Annotated in this window: 17 protein-coding genes and 1 other annotated feature; of the genes, 14 read left to right on the forward strand and 3 right to left on the reverse strand. The window is 52.6% G+C overall.

Annotated features, from left to right (window positions below; translation table 11 throughout):
* The 6 genes from dnaA to yidA all read left to right on the forward strand — a co-directional run.
* Positions 1-1404: chromosomal replication initiator protein DnaA (gene dnaA, locus HBM92_RS00005; protein ID WP_243865849.1), on the forward strand; the 1404-nt coding region annotated here is incomplete at its 5' end.
* Between the two features lie 4 nt (positions 1405-1408).
* A complete protein-coding gene (gene dnaN / locus HBM92_RS00010; protein WP_000673464.1) occupies positions 1409-2509 on the forward strand; it encodes a DNA polymerase III subunit beta in 1101 nt (366 codons plus the stop codon).
* Positions 2509-3582, forward strand: coding sequence for a DNA replication/repair protein RecF (gene recF / locus HBM92_RS00015; RefSeq protein ID WP_000060112.1), 1074 nt, complete (start codon positions 2509-2511; stop codon positions 3580-3582). Before dnaN ends, recF begins: the two co-directional genes overlap by 1 nt.
* Positions 3583-3610: 28 nt before the next feature.
* Positions 3611-6025 carry a DNA topoisomerase (ATP-hydrolyzing) subunit B gene (gene gyrB, locus HBM92_RS00020; RefSeq protein WP_001298010.1) on the forward strand — a complete coding sequence of 805 codons (2415 nt, stop codon included), beginning with the start codon at positions 3611-3613 and terminating at the stop codon, positions 6023-6025.
* A gap of 239 nt (positions 6026-6264) precedes the next feature.
* Positions 6265-6663 (forward strand): YidB family protein, encoded by a 399-nt coding sequence (locus tag HBM92_RS00025; protein WP_001305006.1) that lies wholly within the window; start codon positions 6265-6267, stop codon positions 6661-6663.
* A 114-nt stretch (positions 6664-6777) separates the two neighbouring features.
* Complete coding sequence (gene yidA, locus HBM92_RS00030; RefSeq protein WP_000985549.1) at positions 6778-7590, forward strand: sugar-phosphatase; 813 nt, start codon at positions 6778-6780, stop codon at positions 7588-7590.
* Positions 7591-7633: 43 nt separating this feature from the next.
* On the opposite strand, the gene HBM92_RS00035 is transcribed toward yidA, so the two are convergent.
* On the reverse strand, positions 7634-8290 hold the full coding sequence (locus HBM92_RS00035) for a hypothetical protein (protein WP_001305005.1): 657 nt from the start codon (positions 8288-8290) through the stop codon (positions 7634-7636).
* 278 nt (positions 8291-8568) lie between these two features.
* On the opposite strand from HBM92_RS00035, the gene dgoR reads away from it, so the two are divergent.
* From dgoR to HBM92_RS00060, 5 genes are all read left to right on the forward strand, one after another.
* Entirely contained in the window at positions 8569-9258 is a 690-nt protein-coding gene (dgoR, locus tag HBM92_RS00040) for a D-galactonate utilization transcriptional regulator DgoR (RefSeq protein ID WP_000174305.1), read from the forward strand.
* Positions 9255-10133, forward strand: a complete 879-nt coding sequence (gene dgoK / locus HBM92_RS00045) for a 2-dehydro-3-deoxygalactonokinase (protein WP_000127063.1) — start codon at positions 9255-9257, stop codon at positions 10131-10133. The genes dgoR and dgoK overlap by 4 nt, the downstream gene beginning before the upstream one ends.
* The gene (gene dgoA, locus HBM92_RS00050) at positions 10117-10734 is read left to right on the forward strand and encodes a 2-dehydro-3-deoxy-6-phosphogalactonate aldolase (protein ID WP_001198717.1); all 618 of its coding nucleotides are present in this window, start codon (positions 10117-10119) and stop codon (positions 10732-10734) included. Before dgoK ends, dgoA begins: the two co-directional genes overlap by 17 nt.
* The gene (gene dgoD / locus HBM92_RS00055; protein WP_000705012.1) at positions 10731-11879 is read left to right on the forward strand and encodes a galactonate dehydratase; all 1149 of its coding nucleotides are present in this window, start codon (positions 10731-10733) and stop codon (positions 11877-11879) included. Before dgoA ends, dgoD begins: the two co-directional genes overlap by 4 nt.
* A gap of 74 nt (positions 11880-11953) precedes the next feature.
* A complete protein-coding gene (locus HBM92_RS00060) occupies positions 11954-13291 on the forward strand; it encodes an MFS transporter (protein ID WP_000253455.1) in 1338 nt (445 codons plus the stop codon).
* On the opposite strand, the gene cbrA is transcribed toward HBM92_RS00060, so the two are convergent.
* On the reverse strand, positions 13252-14352 hold the full coding sequence (gene cbrA, locus HBM92_RS00065) for a colicin M resistance lipid reductase CbrA (RefSeq protein WP_001529490.1): 1101 nt from the start codon (positions 14350-14352) through the stop codon (positions 13252-13254). The two genes, HBM92_RS00060 and cbrA, sit on opposite strands and share 40 nt — an antisense overlap.
* Before the next feature lie 100 nt (positions 14353-14452).
* On the opposite strand from cbrA, the gene HBM92_RS00070 reads away from it, so the two are divergent.
* A complete protein-coding gene (locus tag HBM92_RS00070) occupies positions 14453-15667 on the forward strand; it encodes a DUF3748 domain-containing protein (RefSeq protein WP_001443185.1) in 1215 nt (404 codons plus the stop codon).
* 1 nt (position 15668) lies between these two features.
* Here the strand turns inward: HBM92_RS00070 and HBM92_RS00075 are convergent, their stop codons facing one another.
* Positions 15669-16001 (reverse strand): YceK/YidQ family lipoprotein, encoded by a 333-nt coding sequence (locus tag HBM92_RS00075; RefSeq protein WP_001305004.1) that lies wholly within the window; start codon positions 15999-16001, stop codon positions 15669-15671.
* A gap of 239 nt (positions 16002-16240) precedes the next feature.
* Positions 16241-16313 (forward strand) — a sequence feature (ROSE (Repression Of Heat Shock gene Expression) occurs in the 5'-region of heat shock genes and acts as an RNA thermometer to modulate expression.).
* Here HBM92_RS00075 and ibpA point away from each other — a divergent pair.
* Together ibpA and ibpB are read left to right on the forward strand one after the other, a co-directional pair.
* Positions 16307-16720, forward strand: a complete 414-nt coding sequence (gene ibpA, locus HBM92_RS00080) for a small heat shock chaperone IbpA (protein WP_001243437.1) — start codon at positions 16307-16309, stop codon at positions 16718-16720. Its footprint overlaps the feature before it by 7 nt.
* Positions 16721-16831: 111 nt before the next feature.
* Positions 16832-17260, forward strand: a complete 429-nt coding sequence (gene ibpB / locus HBM92_RS00085; RefSeq protein WP_001243431.1) for a small heat shock chaperone IbpB — start codon at positions 16832-16834, stop codon at positions 17258-17260.
* Positions 17261-17417 lie beyond the last annotated feature (157 nt).

The following is a 17417-nucleotide window of genomic DNA, read 5'->3' on the forward strand; positions in this document are numbered from 1 at the left end:
GTGTCACTTTCGCTTTGGCAGCAGTGTCTTGCCCGATTGCAGGATGAGTTACCAGCCACAGAATTCAGTATGTGGATACGCCCATTGCAGGCGGAACTGAGCGATAACACGCTGGCCCTGTACGCGCCAAACCGTTTTGTCCTCGATTGGGTACGGGACAAGTACCTTAATAATATCAATGGACTGCTAACCAGTTTCTGCGGAGCGGATGCCCCACAGCTGCGTTTTGAAGTCGGCACCAAACCGGTGACGCAAACGCCACAAGCGGCAGTGACGAGCAACGTCGCGGCCCCTGCACAGGTGGCGCAAACGCAGCCGCAACGTGCTGCGCCTTCTACGCGCTCGGGTTGGGATAACGTCCCGGCTCCGGCAGAACCGACCTATCGTTCTAACGTAAACGTCAAACACACGTTTGATAACTTCGTTGAAGGTAAATCTAACCAACTGGCGCGCGCGGCGGCTCGCCAGGTGGCAGATAACCCTGGCGGTGCTTATAACCCGTTGTTCCTTTATGGCGGCACGGGTTTGGGTAAAACTCACCTGCTGCATGCGGTGGGTAACGGCATTATGGCGCGCAAGCCGAATGCCAAAGTGGTTTATATGCACTCCGAGCGCTTTGTTCAGGACATGGTTAAAGCCCTGCAAAACAACGCGATCGAAGAGTTTAAACGCTACTACCGTTCCGTAGATGCACTGCTGATCGACGATATTCAGTTTTTTGCTAATAAAGAACGATCTCAGGAAGAGTTTTTCCACACCTTCAACGCCCTGCTGGAAGGTAATCAACAGATCATTCTCACCTCCGATCGCTATCCGAAAGAGATCAACGGCGTTGAGGATCGTTTGAAATCCCGCTTCGGCTGGGGACTGACTGTGGCGATCGAACCGCCAGAGCTGGAAACCCGCGTGGCGATCCTGATGAAAAAGGCCGACGAAAACGACATTCGTTTGCCGGGCGAAGTGGCGTTCTTTATCGCCAAGCGTCTACGATCTAACGTACGTGAGTTGGAAGGCGCGCTGAACCGCGTCATTGCCAACGCCAACTTTACCGGACGGGCGATCACCATCGACTTCGTGCGTGAGGCGCTGCGTGACTTGCTGGCATTGCAGGAAAAACTGGTCACCATCGACAATATTCAGAAGACGGTGGCGGAGTACTACAAGATCAAAGTCGCGGATCTCCTTTCCAAGCGTCGATCCCGCTCGGTGGCCCGTCCGCGCCAGATGGCGCTGGCGCTGGCGAAAGAGCTGACTAACCACAGTCTTCCGGAGATTGGCGATGCCTTTGGTGGTCGTGACCACACGACGGTGCTTCATGCCTGCCGGAAGATCGAGCAGTTGCGTGAAGAGAGCCACGATATCAAAGAAGATTTTTCTAATTTAATCAGAACATTGTCATCGTAAACCTATGAAATTTACCGTAGAACGTGAGCATTTATTAAAACCGCTACAACAGGTGAGCGGTCCGTTAGGTGGTCGTCCTACGCTACCGATTCTCGGTAATCTGCTGTTACAGGTTGCTGACGGTACGTTGTCGCTGACCGGTACTGATCTCGAGATGGAAATGGTGGCACGCGTTGCGCTGGTTCAGCCGCACGAACCAGGGGCGACGACCGTTCCGGCGCGCAAATTCTTTGATATCTGCCGTGGTCTGCCTGAAGGCGCGGAAATTGCCGTGCAGCTGGAAGGTGAGCGGATGCTGGTGCGCTCCGGGCGTAGCCGTTTTTCGCTGTCTACCCTGCCAGCGGCAGATTTCCCGAACCTCGATGACTGGCAGAGCGAAGTCGAATTTACCCTGCCGCAGGCGACGATGAAGCGTCTGATTGAAGCGACCCAGTTTTCTATGGCGCATCAGGACGTTCGCTATTACTTAAACGGTATGCTGTTTGAAACCGAAGGTGAAGAACTGCGCACCGTGGCGACCGACGGCCACCGTCTGGCAGTCTGTTCAATGCCAATTGGTCAATCTTTGCCAAGCCATTCGGTGATCGTGCCGCGTAAAGGCGTGATTGAACTGATGCGTATGCTCGACGGCGGCGACAATCCGCTGCGCGTGCAGATTGGCAGCAACAACATTCGCGCCCACGTTGGCGACTTTATCTTCACCTCGAAACTGGTGGATGGTCGCTTCCCGGATTACCGTCGCGTTCTGCCGAAGAACCCGGACAAGCATCTGGAAGCTGGCTGTGATCTGCTCAAGCAGGCGTTTGCCCGTGCGGCAATTCTCTCTAACGAGAAATTCCGCGGCGTGCGTCTGTATGTCAGCGAAAACCAGCTGAAAATCACCGCCAACAACCCAGAACAGGAAGAAGCGGAAGAGATCCTCGACGTTACCTATAGCGGTGCGGAGATGGAAATCGGCTTCAACGTCAGCTATGTGCTGGATGTTCTGAACGCACTGAAATGCGAAAACGTCCGCATGATGCTGACCGATTCGGTTTCCAGCGTGCAGATTGAAGATGCGGCCAGCCAGAGCGCGGCTTATGTTGTCATGCCAATGAGACTGTAATGTCCCTCACCCGCTTGTTGATCCGCGATTTCCGCAACATTGAAACCGCGGATCTCGCCTTATCTCCCGGCTTTAACTTTCTGGTAGGTGCCAACGGCAGTGGCAAAACCAGCGTGCTGGAAGCCATCTATACGCTCGGCCACGGTCGGGCGTTTCGCAGTTTGCAGATTGGTCGCGTCATTCGCCACGAGCAGGAGGCGTTTGTTCTCCACGGGCGATTACAGGGCGAAGAGCGCGAGACGGCGATTGGTTTAACCAAAGACAAACAAGGCGACAGCAAAGTCCGTATTGACGGTACAGACGGGCATAAAGTCGCGGAGCTGGCGCACCTGATGCCAATGCAGCTGATAACGCCAGAAGGGTTTACTTTACTCAACGGCGGCCCCAAATACAGAAGAGCATTCCTCGACTGGGGATGCTTTCACAACGAACCCGGATTTTTCACCGCCTGGAGCAATCTCAAGCGATTGCTCAAGCAGCGCAATGCGGCGCTGCGCCAGGTGACTCGTTACGAACAGCTACGCCCGTGGGATAAAGAACTGATCCCGCTGGCGGAGCAAATCAGCACCTGGCGCGCGGAGTATAGCGCCGGTATCGCAGCCGATATGGCTGATACCTGTAAGCAATTTCTCCCTGAGTTTTCTCTGACTTTCTCTTTCCAGCGCGGCTGGGAGAAAGAGACAGAGTACGCTGAGGTGCTGGAACGTAATTTTGAACGCGATCGCCAGCTAACCTACACCGCGCACGGCCCGCATAAAGCGGACTTACGCATTCGCGCCGACGGTGCGCCGGTGGAAGATACCTTATCGCGTGGGCAGCTTAAGCTGTTGATGTGCGCCTTACGTCTGGCGCAAGGAGAGTTCCTCACCCGTGAAAGCGGGCGGCGGTGTCTCTACCTGATAGATGATTTTGCCTCTGAGCTTGATGATGAGCGTCGCGGGCTGCTTGCCAGCCGCTTAAAAGCGACGCAATCACAGGTCTTTGTCAGCGCGATCAGTGCTGAACACGTTATAGACATGTCGGACGAAAATTCGAAGATGTTTACCGTGGAAAAGGGTAAAATAACGGATTAACCCAAGTATAAATGAGCGAGAAACGTTGATGTCGAATTCTTATGACTCCTCCAGTATCAAAGTCCTGAAAGGGCTGGATGCGGTGCGTAAGCGCCCGGGTATGTATATCGGCGACACGGATGACGGCACCGGTCTGCACCACATGGTATTCGAGGTGGTAGATAACGCTATCGACGAAGCGCTCGCGGGTCACTGTAAAGAAATTATCGTCACCATTCACGCCGATAACTCTGTCTCTGTACAGGATGACGGGCGCGGCATTCCGACCGGTATTCACCCGGAAGAGGGCGTATCGGCGGCGGAAGTGATCATGACCGTTCTGCACGCAGGCGGTAAATTTGACGATAACTCCTATAAAGTGTCCGGCGGTCTGCACGGCGTTGGTGTTTCGGTAGTAAACGCCCTGTCGCAAAAACTGGAGCTGGTTATCCAGCGCGAGGGTAAAATTCACCGTCAGATCTACGAACACGGTGTACCGCAGGCCCCGCTGGCGGTTACCGGCGAGACTGAAAAAACCGGCACTATGGTGCGTTTCTGGCCAAGCCTTGAAACCTTCACCAATGTGACCGAGTTCGAATATGACATTCTGGCGAAACGTCTGCGTGAGTTGTCGTTCCTCAACTCCGGCGTTTCCATTCGTCTGCGCGACAAGCGCGATGGCAAAGAAGACCACTTCCACTATGAAGGCGGCATCAAGGCATTCGTTGAATATCTGAACAAGAACAAAACGCCGATCCACCCGAATATCTTCTACTTCTCCACCGAAAAAGACGGTATTGGCGTCGAAGTGGCGTTGCAGTGGAACGATGGCTTCCAGGAAAACATCTACTGCTTTACCAACAACATTCCGCAGCGTGACGGCGGTACTCACCTGGCAGGCTTCCGTGCGGCGATGACCCGCACCCTGAACGCCTACATGGACAAAGAAGGCTACAGCAAAAAAGCCAAAGTCAGCGCCACCGGTGACGATGCGCGTGAAGGCCTGATTGCGGTCGTTTCCGTGAAAGTGCCGGACCCGAAATTCTCCTCACAGACCAAAGACAAACTGGTTTCTTCTGAGGTGAAATCGGCGGTTGAACAGCAGATGAACGAACTGCTGGCGGAATACCTGCTGGAAAACCCAACCGACGCGAAAATCGTGGTCGGCAAAATTATCGATGCTGCCCGTGCCCGTGAAGCTGCGCGTCGCGCGCGTGAAATGACCCGCCGTAAAGGTGCGCTGGATTTAGCTGGCCTGCCGGGCAAACTGGCAGACTGCCAGGAACGCGATCCGGCGCTTTCCGAACTGTACCTTGTGGAAGGGGACTCCGCGGGCGGCTCTGCGAAGCAGGGGCGTAACCGCAAGAACCAGGCGATTCTGCCGCTGAAGGGTAAAATCCTCAACGTCGAGAAAGCGCGCTTCGATAAGATGCTCTCTTCTCAGGAAGTGGCGACGCTTATCACCGCGCTTGGTTGTGGTATCGGTCGTGACGAGTACAACCCGGACAAACTGCGTTATCACAGCATCATCATCATGACCGATGCGGACGTCGACGGCTCGCACATTCGTACGCTGCTGTTGACCTTCTTCTATCGTCAGATGCCGGAAATCGTTGAACGTGGTCACGTCTACATCGCTCAGCCGCCGCTGTACAAAGTGAAGAAAGGTAAGCAGGAACAGTACATTAAAGACGACGAAGCGATGGATCAGTACCAGATCTCTATCGCGCTGGATGGCGCAACGCTGCACACCAACGCCAGTGCACCGGCGCTGGCTGGCGAAGCGTTAGAGAAACTGGTGTCTGAGTACAACGCGACGCAGAAAATGATCAACCGCATGGAGCGTCGTTATCCGAAAGCAATGCTGAAAGAGCTTATCTATCAGCCGACGCTGACGGAAGCCGATCTCTCTGATGAGCAGACCGTTACCCGCTGGGTGAACGCGCTGGTCAGCGAACTGAACGACAAAGAACAGCACGGCAGCCAGTGGAAGTTTGATGTCCATACCAATGCCGAACAAAACCTGTTCGAGCCGATTGTTCGCGTGCGTACCCACGGTGTGGATACTGACTATCCGCTGGATCACGAATTTATCACTGGCGGCGAATATCGTCGTATCTGCACGCTGGGTGAGAAACTGCGTGGCTTGCTGGAAGAAGATGCATTTATCGAACGTGGCGAACGTCGTCAGCCGGTAGCCAGCTTCGAGCAGGCGCTGGACTGGCTGGTGAAAGAGTCCCGTCGCGGCCTCTCCATCCAGCGTTATAAAGGTCTGGGCGAGATGAACCCGGAACAGCTGTGGGAAACCACCATGGACCCGGAAAGCCGTCGTATGCTGCGCGTTACCGTTAAAGATGCGATTGCTGCCGACCAGTTGTTCACTACGCTTATGGGCGACGCCGTTGAACCGCGCCGTGCGTTTATCGAAGAGAACGCCCTGAAAGCGGCGAATATCGATATTTAATGGCGTTAACAATGCGAGCGTGCCTGATGCGCTACGCTTATCAGGCCTACGAGACTCCTGCAATATATTGAATTTGCATGTTTTTGTAGGCCGGATAAGGCGTTCACGCCGCATCCGGCAAGAAGCTATAAGAAAAGGGCGGAGATCATCTCCGCCCTTTTTATTTCTGCAATCCGCAATTATCATCCCGCAGATCTATACTTTTTGGGTCAACACGTAACGCTTTACAGGTGATTATCATGGGGCTTTTTGATGACGTTGTCGGTGCCTTTCTGAAAGGCGATGCGGGGAAATATCAGGCCATTTTGAGCTGGGTTGAGGAACAGGGCGGCATTCAAGTGCTGTTGGAAAAACTGCAAAGTGGCGGCTTAGGGGCCATTCTCTCAACCTGGCTGAGTAATCAACAGAGCAATCAATCAGTTAGCGGCGAGCAACTGGAATCGGCGCTCGGCACAAATGCGGTGTCCGATCTCGGGCAAAAACTTGGCGTGGATACCAGTACAGCTTCCAGTTTACTGGCAGAACAATTGCCGAAGATTATTGATGCGCTCTCACCGCAAGGTGAAGTGTCACCACAAGCCCATAACGATCTGCTTTCCGCAGGCATGGAACTGCTGAAAGGGAAACTTTTCCGCTAAGCAAAAGGGGAGCACGCAATGCGCGTTGCATCCCCCTTTTCCCTCGGGTGTTGTACTGATTTTTGAGCGGAATCGCGTTAGCATGGGTCAGGAACCAATCTACCTGGGGAACTCATGGCTATCAAACTCATTGCTATCGATATGGATGGCACCCTTCTGCTGCCCGATCACACCATTTCACCTGCCGTTAAAAATGCGATTGCCGCAGCTCGCGCCCGTGGCGTGAATGTCGTGCTAACGACGGGTCGCCCTTATGCAGGTGTTCACAATTACCTGAAAGAGCTGCATATGGAACAGCCGGGCGACTACTGCATTACTTATAACGGCGCGCTGGTACAGAAGGCCGCTGATGGTAGCACCGTGGCGCAAACCGCTCTCAGCTATGACGACTACCGTTTCCTGGAAAAACTCTCTCGCGAAGTCGGTTCTCATTTCCACGCGCTGGACCGCACCACGCTGTACACCGCCAATCGTGATATCAGCTACTACACGGTGCATGAATCTTTCGTTGCCACCATTCCGCTGGTGTTCTGCGAAGCGGAGAAAATGGACCCCAATACCCAGTTCCTGAAAGTGATGATGATTGATGAACCCGCCATCCTCGACCAGGCCATTGCGCGTATTCCGCAGGAAGTGAAAGAAAAATACACCGTGCTGAAAAGTGCGCCGTACTTCCTCGAAATCCTCGATAAACGCGTTAACAAAGGTACGGGTGTGAAATCACTGGCCGACGTGTTAGGTATTAAACCGGAAGAAATCATGGCGATTGGCGATCAGGAAAACGACATCGCAATGATTGAATATGCAGGCGTCGGTGTGGCGATGGATAACGCTATTCCTTCGGTGAAAGAAGTGGCGAACTTTGTCACCAAATCCAACCTTGAAGATGGCGTGGCATTTGCTATTGAGAAGTATGTGCTGAATTAATCAGTGAACGGGCAAACGGCATGAATGCGTTTGCCCGCAGCGATTAACAATTTCTGGTCGTGCATAAAATCAGGAACTGGAGTGGTGACGTTACTATATCCAGCGTAAGAGTGACTGGCAGCAGCGCATTAACGAGGCCGCGCGGGACGCCATCTGTTGCTTTGTACTCATAAAATCCCACCGTAAAGGGTTGATGGAAAACCATCACGTTTGAGTAATCCGCTTTTTTATTTTTCTGGTGGATTGAGCCTTTCAAACCGTCCAGCATCCATGTACAACGCCGGGTATCACAAATAAAACCATATTGTGTTGCCAGTGCCTTATCTTCTTCGTTGTTCCAGTCGTAATAGAGCGTAATAGCACCAGAGAAATTCTTATTACTGCTGCTTAAAATAAATTTCGCGTTATCAGAAACGGTGATTCTTTCACCATGGATTGCCGGATCGTTCAGCATTTTAACCACCTCATCGCCGCCGGTGGTCAACAGATAGTCCAACGATTCACCAACAAAAACATAGCCTTTCGTACCGTTACTATCTTCTGCCAGCGATAAACCCTTAATCGTGTCTGACCGCCATTGCTCGGCATGTGGACGGCTTGCAGTATTGGAAACCAATCCCCAGGTGATACATCCGGTCAACGCAAATGCCAAAGAACACAAACTGGCAGCCTTGAAAAATCCCTTAAGATTCAACTTCATGATTAATCCTTTAAACAAGAGTACTAAGCCGTTGAAAGCATACTCTTCTTTCCCCCCAGTTTAGCGCCTGATCTCCCTTTTCAGATTTTTGCCCGACGTAGAACATTTTCTTATGGGTTGTTCTTTTTGTGATCTAAATTGTAGTACAACTATATAAGTTTGTACTACATTAGGCGCACAGCAAACGCGAACGTCATCACGCTGGTACTACAAAATTGCCGCGTTATGCATCGATCGGGGTAAAGTAGAGAAGAACATACAGAGCACAAGGACTCTCCATGACTCTCAATAAAACCGATCGCATCGTTATTACGCTGGGTAAACAGATCGTTCACGGCAAATACGTGCCAGGCTCGCCGCTTCCGGCTGAGGCAGAACTCTGTGAGGAGTTTGCAACCTCGCGCAACATCATCCGTGAGGTATTTCGTTCGCTGATGGCGAAGCGGCTGATTGAAATGAAACGTTATCGCGGGGCGTTTGTGGCTCCGCGTAACCAGTGGAATTACCTCGACACTGACGTACTGCAATGGGTGCTGGAAAACGACTATGACCCACGGCTTATCAGTGCAATGAGCGAAGTGCGAAACCTGGTAGAGCCGGCTATTGCCCGTTGGGCAGCAGAGCGCGCGACCTCCAGCGATCTGGCGCAGATTGAATCGGCGCTGAACGAGATGATTGCTAACAATCAGGACCGCGAAGCGTTTAACGAAGCGGATATTCGCTACCACGAGGCGGTGCTGCAGTCGGTACATAACCCGGTGTTACAGCAACTGAGCATTGCGATCAGTTCGCTGCAGCGGGCGGTTTTTGAACGAACCTGGATGGGCGATGAGGCCAACATGCCGCAAACGCTCCAGGAACATAAGGCGCTGTTCGATGCGATAAGGCATCAGGACGGCGATGCGGCAGAGCAGGCGGCGCTTACCATGATCGCCAGCTCGACACGAAGGTTAAAGGAAATCACATGACAGCTCGCTACATCGCAATTGACTGGGGATCGACCAATCTGCGCGCCTGGCTTTATCAGGGCGACCACTGCCTGGACAGCAGGCAATCAGAAGCAGGCGTCACGCGCCTGAACGGAAAATCTCCGGCTGCGGTGTTAGCAGAAGTGACGACCGACTGGCGTGAAGAGAATACGCCAGTGGTAATGGCAGGAATGGTCGGCAGCAATGTCGGCTGGAAAGTTGCACCGTATTTATCTGTTCCTGCCCGTTTTTCATCTATTGGCGAACAATTAACGTCTGTTGGCGACAATATCTGGATTATTCCCGGATTATGCGTTTCTCATGATGATAACCACAATGTGATGCGCGGCGAAGAAACACAATTGATCGGCGCGCGTGCTTTGGCTCCTTCCTCTCTTTATGTCATGCCCGGTACGCATTGCAAATGGGTGCAGGCCGATAGCCAGCAAATCAACGATTTTCGCACCGTAATGACCGGTGAATTACATCATTTACTGTTAAATCACTCATTGATTGGCGCAGGTTTGCCGCCGCAGGAAAACGCTGCCGATGCCTTCGCGGCTGGCCTTGAGCGTGGCCTTAATGCGCCCGCCATATTGCCGCAGCTTTTTGAAGTTCGCGCCTCGCATGTGCTGGGAACACTTCCCCGCGAACAGGTCAGTGAATTTCTCTCTGGTTTGTTGATTGGCGCAGAGGTTGCCAGTATGCGCGACTATGTGACCCATCAACACGCCATCACCCTTGTCGCCGGAACATCGCTGACCGCGCGCTACCAGCAAGCCTTTCAGGCGATGGGTTGCGACGTGGCGGCGGTAGCGGGCGACACGGCATTTCAGGCTGGTATAAGGAGCATCGCTCATGCAGTGGCAAACTAAACTCCCGCTGATCGCCATTTTGCGCGGCATTACGCCCGACGAGGCGCTGGCGCATGTTGGCGCGGTGATTGACGCCGGGTTCGACGCGGTTGAAATCCCGCTGAATTCCCCTCAATGGGAGCAGAGCATTCCCGCCATCGTTGATGCATACGGCGATAAGGCGTTGATTGGCGCAGGTACGGTACTGAAACCTGAACAGGTCGATGCACTCGCCAGGATGGGCTGCCAGCTCATCGTTACGCCCAATATCCATAGTGAAGTGATCCGCCGTGCGGTGGGCTACGGCATGACCGTTTGCCCCGGCTGCGCGACGGCGACCGAAGCCTTTACCGCGCTCGAAGCGGGTGCGCAGGCGCTGAAAATATTCCCGTCATCGGCTTTTGGTCCGCAATACATCAAAGCGTTAAAAGCGGTATTACCACCGGACATCGCAGTCTTTGCCGTTGGCGGCGTGACGCCAGAAAACCTGGCGCAGTGGATAGACGCAGGTTGTGCTGGGGCGGGTTTAGGCAGCGATCTCTATCGCGCCGGGCAATCCGTAGAACGCACCGCGCAGCAGGCAGCAGCATTTGTTAAGGCGTATCGAGAGGCAGTGCAATGAAAATCACCAAAATTACCACGTATCGTTTACCTCCCCGCTGGATGTTCCTGAAAATTGAAACCGATGAAGGCGTGGTCGGCTGGGGCGAGCCCGTGATCGAAGGCCGCGCCCGTACAGTGGAAGCGGCAGTTCACGAACTGAGCGACTATTTGATTGGTCAGGATCCATCGCGCATCAATGACTTATGGCAAGTGATGTATCGCGCCGGATTTTATCGTGGCGGTCCAATCCTGATGAGCGCCATCGCCGGTATCGACCAGGCGTTATGGGATATCAAAGGCAAAGTGCTGAATGCGCCGGTGTGGCAACTGATGGGAGGCCTGGTTCGCGACAAAATTAAAGCCTACAGTTGGGTCGGCGGCGATCGTCCGGCGGATGTTATCGACGGCATTAAAACCCTGCGCGAAATCGGCTTCGATACCTTCAAACTGAACGGTTGTGAAGAACTGGGGCTAATTGATAACTCCCGCGCGGTAGATGCGGCGGTCAACACCGTGGCACAAATTCGTGAAGCTTTTGGCAATCAGATTGAGTTTGGTCTTGATTTCCACGGTCGCGTCAGCGCGCCGATGGCGAAAGTGCTGATTAAAGAACTGGAGCCGTATCGCCCGCTGTTTATTGAAGAGCCGGTGCTGGCGGAACAAGCCGAATACTACCCGAAACTGGCGGCACAAACGCATATTCCACTGGCGGCGGGTGAGCGCATGTTCTCACGCTTCGATTTTAAACGTGTGCTGGAGGCAGGCGGTATTTCGATTCTGCAACCGGATCTCTCCCACGCAGGCGGTATTACCGAATGCTACAAAATTGCCGGAATGGCAGAAGCCTATGACGTGACCCTTGCGCCGCACTGTCCGCTCGGACCGATTGCACTGGCGGCTTGCCTGCATATCGACTTTGTTTCCTATAACGCGGTACTTCAGGAACAAAGTATGGGCATTCATTACAACAAAGGCGCGGAGTTACTCGACTTTGTGAAAAATAAAGAAGACTTCAGCATGGTCGGCGGCTTCTTTAAACCATTAACGAAACCGGGCTTAGGCGTGGAAATCGACGAAGCCAAAGTTATTGAGTTCAGTAAAAATGCCCCGGACTGGCGTAATCCGCTCTGGCGTCATGAAGATAACAGCGTAGCAGAGTGGTAATTCCTGCCACGTAAGCCCCTCATCGGGCACTAAAACAGCAATACAAAAATATAACCCTCTGTAAATTACAGGGCATGGTGAGCGGCTTCGCTATGCCCAAAATCTGGAGAAAGCTCGCTATGGATATTCCCGTTAATGCAGCAAAGCCGGGGCGTCGGCGTTATCTGACGCTGGTGATGATCTTTATTACGGTGGTCATTTGTTATGTTGACCGCGCTAACCTGGCCGTGGCTTCCGCCCATATTCAGGAAGAGTTCGGTATTACCAAAGCGGAAATGGGCTATGTATTTTCGGCCTTCGCCTGGCTTTATACACTATGTCAGATCCCCGGCGGTTGGTTTTTAGATCGCGTAGGTTCTCGCGTGACTTATTTTATTGCGATATTTGGCTGGTCAGTGGCGACGTTATTCCAGGGCTTTGCCACGGGATTAATGTCATTAATTGGTCTGCGCGCGATAACCGGTATTTTCGAAGCGCCCGCTTTCCCGACCAATAACCGGATGGTGACCAGCTGGTTCCCGGAACATGAACGCGCTTCTGCCGTTGGTTTTTATACGTCTGGTCAGTTTGTCGGTCTGGCGTTTCTGACTCCGCTGCTGATCTGGATTCAGGAGATGTTGAGCTGGCACTGGGTGTTCATTGTCACCGGTGGTATCGGCATTATCTGGTCGCTGATTTGGTTTAAGGTTTATCAGCCGCCGCGCCTGACCAAAGGCATCAGCAAAGCTGAACTGGATTACATTCGTGATGGTGGCGGTCTGGTGGATGGTGATGCGCCGGTGAAAAAAGAGGCACGTCAGCCGTTAACAGCCAAAGACTGGAAACTGGTGTTCCATCGTAAACTGATCGGTGTCTATCTTGGGCAATTTGCGGTGGCTTCTACACTGTGGTTTTTCTTAACCTGGTTCCCGAACTATTTAACCCAGGAAAAAGGAATCACGGCGCTGAAAGCAGGCTTTATGACCACGGTGCCATTCCTCGCGGCGTTTGTCGGCGTCCTGCTCTCTGGCTGGGTCGCGGATCTGCTGGTACGTAAGGGCTTTTCACTGGGCTTTGCGCGTAAAACGCCGATTATCTGCGGCTTGCTGATCTCCACCTGCATTATGGGTGCGAACTACACCAACGATCCGATGATGATTATGTGCCTGATGGCGCTGGCATTCTTCGGCAACGGTTTTGCTTCGATTACCTGGTCGCTGGTCTCTTCTCTGGCACCGATGCGCCTGATTGGTTTAACCGGCGGCGTGTTTAACTTTGCCGGTGGTCTGGGCGGCATCACCGTTCCGCTGGTGGTGGGGTACCTGGCGCAGGGTTACGGTTTCGCACCTGCACTGGTTTATATCTCCGCCGTCGCGTTGATTGGCGCGCTCTCTTACATCCTGCTGGTGGGCGATGTGAAGCGCGTTGGATAATCTTTCAACTGTGGAATATGCGCCACTCCACTGCGCATAATCCACTTTCTTAAAGCCGGTGCGGTCAGGCATCGGCTTTTTACTATCTTGCCGAAGAGTTTTAAACGCAGTTTGCGAGTGGCGCGCCTGTAAGCGGTATTGAGCTTCTCTGGCTGCTTCAGTAATACCGAACGCAGAATCTCTGCGCTATCCAGCGCATAGCTAATCCCCTCCAGCGAGCTGGCGCTGATAAATCCCGCCGCTTCGCCAATCAGAAAGGCGTTGTCCTTGCCGCAGACAAAATCCTGCCAGCGTGAGGGAAACAGCACCGTGCATTTTTCGCTTTTCACCGCCTTACCAAACTGGAACTGAAAGGCACTCATTTTCTCTTTTAGCGTCGTGAAACGCGTCTGACCGTCTTTCATCGGATAGGCACCGCCAAAGATAAAATAACCGTCTTTGCTGATACTCCATGAGTAACAGTCAGTTATCGCATTATCAAAGATGCAGGAGTAGAACGGCACCGGATGTTTCTCTGCGAACCACTGCTGGATGGCGACATATTTACGAATCTGATGATCCGGGTAGAGATGCCGCCGCACCATCGAGTTGGCACCATCGGCACCGACCAGATAGCGGGCGGTAATATGCTGCTCCCAGCCGTCTGCGCGAAAAATGACATGCCATTTATCATCCTCACGCCAGATTTTTCGACACAGGCTGTCGTGGTAAACCTCAACGCTGGCGGGGATCAGCGATTTCATCCACAAGTCGAAAGCATGGCGATTAATATTGATATAGCTTCGCTGGTAGTTACGCGTGAGCGATGCGGCGACGTCGACGGTTTTGACGCTGAAAATCTGCGGGTTGGCGATGACATCGACAGGAAGCGTCAGTCCATCGCGAATAAAAGATCGCTGCGCGTCCGGTGCCAGCAGACCGCCACAAGGTTTGCTGAAACCTTCAGTACCATGCTGGTGCTTTTTATCCAGCGCGATCACCTGCATTTTGCCTGCTAACTTTCGCGCCAACGCCGACCCTGCCGGGCCGAGGCCAATAATCGCCACGTCGAAATGTTCCATCTTTTCACTCACATTCATCACGATGGCAAAAGACTATTGTCTGAAAGTGAAGTCCTTGTGAAGTATGATGGCGGGAACCGTTTTGTATCAGGACCACGCCATGAAACAGATAACCTTTGCTCCCCGTAATCACCTGCTCACCAATACCAATACCTGGACGCCCGACAGCCAGTGGCTGGTGTTTGACGTGCGGCCTTCTGGGGCGTCGTTTACCGGCGAGACCATTGAGCGTGTGAATATCCATACCGGCGAGGTCGAGGTTATCTATCGCGCGTCACAGGGCGCATACGTCGGCGTGGTGACCGTTCATCCGAAGTCAGAGAAGTATGTCTTCATCCACGGCCCGGAAAATCCTGATGAAACATGGTATTACGACTTTCATCATCGGCGCGGAGTGATTGTTGAAAGCGGCAAGGTGAGCAATCTCGATGCAATGGATATTACCGCGCCATATACGCCAGGAGCGCTGCGCGGCGGCAGTCATGTACATGTCTTTAGCCCAAACGGTGAAAGGGTGAGCTTTACCTACAACGACCATGTAATGCATGAACTCGATCCGGCGCTGGATTTGCGAAATGTCGGTGTTGCTGCACCGTTTGGCCCGGTCAACGTACAAAAGCAGCATCCGCGTGAATACAGCGGTAGCCACTGGTGCGTGCTGGTAAGTAAAACCACGCCCACGCCACAGCCTGGCAGTGATGAAATCAATCGTGCTTATGAAGAAGGATGGGTAGGAAATCACGCGCTGGCGTTTATTGGCGACACACTTTCGGCAAAGGGCGAGAAAGTGCCGGAGCTGTTTATTGTCGAGTTGCCGAAAGATGAAGCTGGCTGGAAAGCGGCAGGTGATGCGCCGTTAAGTGGAACGGAAACAACCCTGCCCGCGCCACCGCGTGGCGTCGTGCAGCGACGTTTAACCTTTACCCACCATCGGGCTTATCCGGGGTTAGTCAACGTCCCGCGCCACTGGGTGCGCTGTAATCCGCAGGGTACGCAAATCGCGTTTTTAATGCGTGATGATAACGGCATTGTGCAACTGTGGCTTATCTCGCCACAGGGCGGCGAGCCGCACCAGTTAACCCATAACAAAACGGATATTCAGTCTGCATTTAACTGGCATCCATCAGGAGAATGGTTGGGCTTTGTGCTGGATAATCGGATTGCTTGTGCCCATGCGCAAAGCGGCGAGGTTGAGTATTTAACCGAAAACCACGCCAATCCACCTTCTGCGGACGCCGTGGTTTTCTCGCCGGATGGTCAATGGTTGGCGTGGATGGAGGACGGTCAGTTGTGGATCACCGAAACTGATCGCTAAATCAGTTATCAGGCATTCTGGCCGGTGGAATAACCGCATTGGTGGCTTGTGCGTTGGCTTCGCTTTTTTCAACGCGCGAGCGCACTGAGCTGTCTTTGCGGAACACATCCCACGGTAGCAATATTGTGTCCAGTACTGCGGTAAATGGCATGTCGAGTATCGCCAGCGATTTTGTGCCCCAGTTGGTTTCATCGTCGCCAATCATGGTTGCGCTGGCGCGGGTGCCAGGATACGTTCCTTCTTTCCCCCCGGTATGGGACATCACGCTGGAGCATCCTCCGAGTAATGTCATTCCGCTGCATATCATGAACGCTAACAACACATTTCTTATCATAATAAATTCATCTGTTGATCGTGGGTGTTGGCCTGATGAGTTATAGCGATCCCTTGCTGAAAATAACATCATCATTACGTCGCACTGTGGCGGCTATCGCACTTTAACGTTTCGTGCTGCCCCCTCAGTCTATGCAATAGACCATAAACTGCAAAAAAAAGTCCGCTGATAAGGCTTGAAAAGTTCATTTCCAGACCCATTTTTACATCGTAGCCGATGAGGACGCGCCTGATGGGTGTTCTGGCTACCTGACCTGTCCATTGTGGAAGGTCTTAGATTCTCGCTGATTTCAGGAGCTATTGATTATGCGTAACTTTGATTTATCCCCGCTTTACCGTTCTGCTATTGGATTTGACCGTTTGTTTAACCACTTAGAAAACAACCAGAGCCAGAGTAATGGCGGCTACCCTCCGTATAACGTTGAACTGGTAGACGAAAACCATTACCGCATTGCTATCGCTGTGGCTGGTTTTGCTGAGAGCGAACTGGAAATTACCGCCCAGGATAATCTGCTGGTGGTGAAAGGTGCTCACGCCGACGAACAAAAAGAGCGCACCTATCTGTACCAGGGCATCGCTGAACGCAACTTTGAACGTAAATTCCAGTTAGCTGAGAACATTCATGTTCGTGGTGCTAACCTGGTGAATGGTCTGCTGTATATCGATCTCGAACGCGTGATTCCGGAAGCGAAAAAACCGCGCCGTATCGAAATCAACTAATTCCCTAAGGCCGCCTGGCGCGGCCTGACATTTCCATGCTCGCCGTCAGGGAGCATATGCGAATCTTCGGATTTGCAGGTAATTACTCGCTTCTTAGAAGGAGAAATGACTATGCGTAACTTCGATTTATCCCCACTGATGCGTCAATGGATCGGTTTTGACAAACTGGCCAACGCACTGCAAAACGCCGGTGAAAGCCAGAGCTTCCCGCCGTACAACATTGAGAAAAGCGACGATAACCACTACCGCATTACCCTTGCGCTGGCAGGTTTCCGTCAGGAAGATTTAGAGATTCAACTGGAAGGTACGCGCCTGAGCGTAAAAGGCACGCCAGAGCAGCCAAAAGAAGAGAAAAAATGGCTGCATCAAGGGCTTATGAATCAGCCTTTTAGCCTGAGCTTTACGCTGGCTGAAAATATGGAAGTCTCTGGCGCAACCTTCGTAAACGGTTTACTGCATATTGATTTAATTCGTAATGAGCCTGAACCCATCGCAGCGCAGCGTATCGCTATCAGCGAACGTCCCGCGTTAAATAGCTAACTAGCTATTCTCTTTGCCCCGCCATTCTGGTGGGGCTTTTTTTTGTCTTTTTTCTTCAGCAATGCGTTAAATTTCGCCTGTTTAAGATATTTCGGCACGTTCTTTCCCGTGATAATGTGCGCTATAAGGCAAATCTGCTTCACCGATTCAGCCATAA

The sequence above is a fragment of the Escherichia sp. E.sYA108 genome, from assembly GCF_011754335.1.
GTDB classification, from domain to species: Bacteria; Pseudomonadota; Gammaproteobacteria; order Enterobacterales; family Enterobacteriaceae; genus Escherichia; species Escherichia coli.

Coding starts and splice junctions, on each gene's coding strand:
- HBM92_RS00025 (WP_001305006.1), top strand. CDS start 6,265: ATGGGGCTTTTTGATGACGTTGTCGGTGCCTTTCTGAAAGGCGATGCG.
- yidA (WP_000985549.1), top strand. CDS start 6,778: ATGGCTATCAAACTCATTGCTATCGATATGGATGGCACCCTTCTGCTG.
- dgoA (WP_001198717.1), top strand. CDS start 10,117: ATGCAGTGGCAAACTAAACTCCCGCTGATCGCCATTTTGCGCGGCATT.
- HBM92_RS00070 (WP_001443185.1), top strand. CDS start 14,453: ATGAAACAGATAACCTTTGCTCCCCGTAATCACCTGCTCACCAATACC.
- dnaN (WP_000673464.1), top strand. CDS start 1,409: ATGAAATTTACCGTAGAACGTGAGCATTTATTAAAACCGCTACAACAG.
- dgoK (WP_000127063.1), top strand. CDS start 9,255: ATGACAGCTCGCTACATCGCAATTGACTGGGGATCGACCAATCTGCGC.
- ibpB (WP_001243431.1), top strand. CDS start 16,832: ATGCGTAACTTCGATTTATCCCCACTGATGCGTCAATGGATCGGTTTT.
- ibpA (WP_001243437.1), top strand. CDS start 16,307: ATGCGTAACTTTGATTTATCCCCGCTTTACCGTTCTGCTATTGGATTT.
- HBM92_RS00060 (WP_000253455.1), top strand. CDS start 11,954: ATGGTGAGCGGCTTCGCTATGCCCAAAATCTGGAGAAAGCTCGCTATG.
- recF (WP_000060112.1), top strand. CDS start 2,509: ATGTCCCTCACCCGCTTGTTGATCCGCGATTTCCGCAACATTGAAACC.
- gyrB (WP_001298010.1), top strand. CDS start 3,611: ATGTCGAATTCTTATGACTCCTCCAGTATCAAAGTCCTGAAAGGGCTG.
- dgoD (WP_000705012.1), top strand. CDS start 10,731: ATGAAAATCACCAAAATTACCACGTATCGTTTACCTCCCCGCTGGATG.
- HBM92_RS00075 (WP_001305004.1), bottom strand. CDS start 16,001: ATGATAAGAAATGTGTTGTTAGCGTTCATGATATGCAGCGGAATGACA.
- HBM92_RS00035 (WP_001305005.1), bottom strand. CDS start 8,290: ATGAAGTTGAATCTTAAGGGATTTTTCAAGGCTGCCAGTTTGTGTTCT.
- dgoR (WP_000174305.1), top strand. CDS start 8,569: ATGACTCTCAATAAAACCGATCGCATCGTTATTACGCTGGGTAAACAG.
- cbrA (WP_001529490.1), bottom strand. CDS start 14,352: ATGGAACATTTCGACGTGGCGATTATTGGCCTCGGCCCGGCAGGGTCG.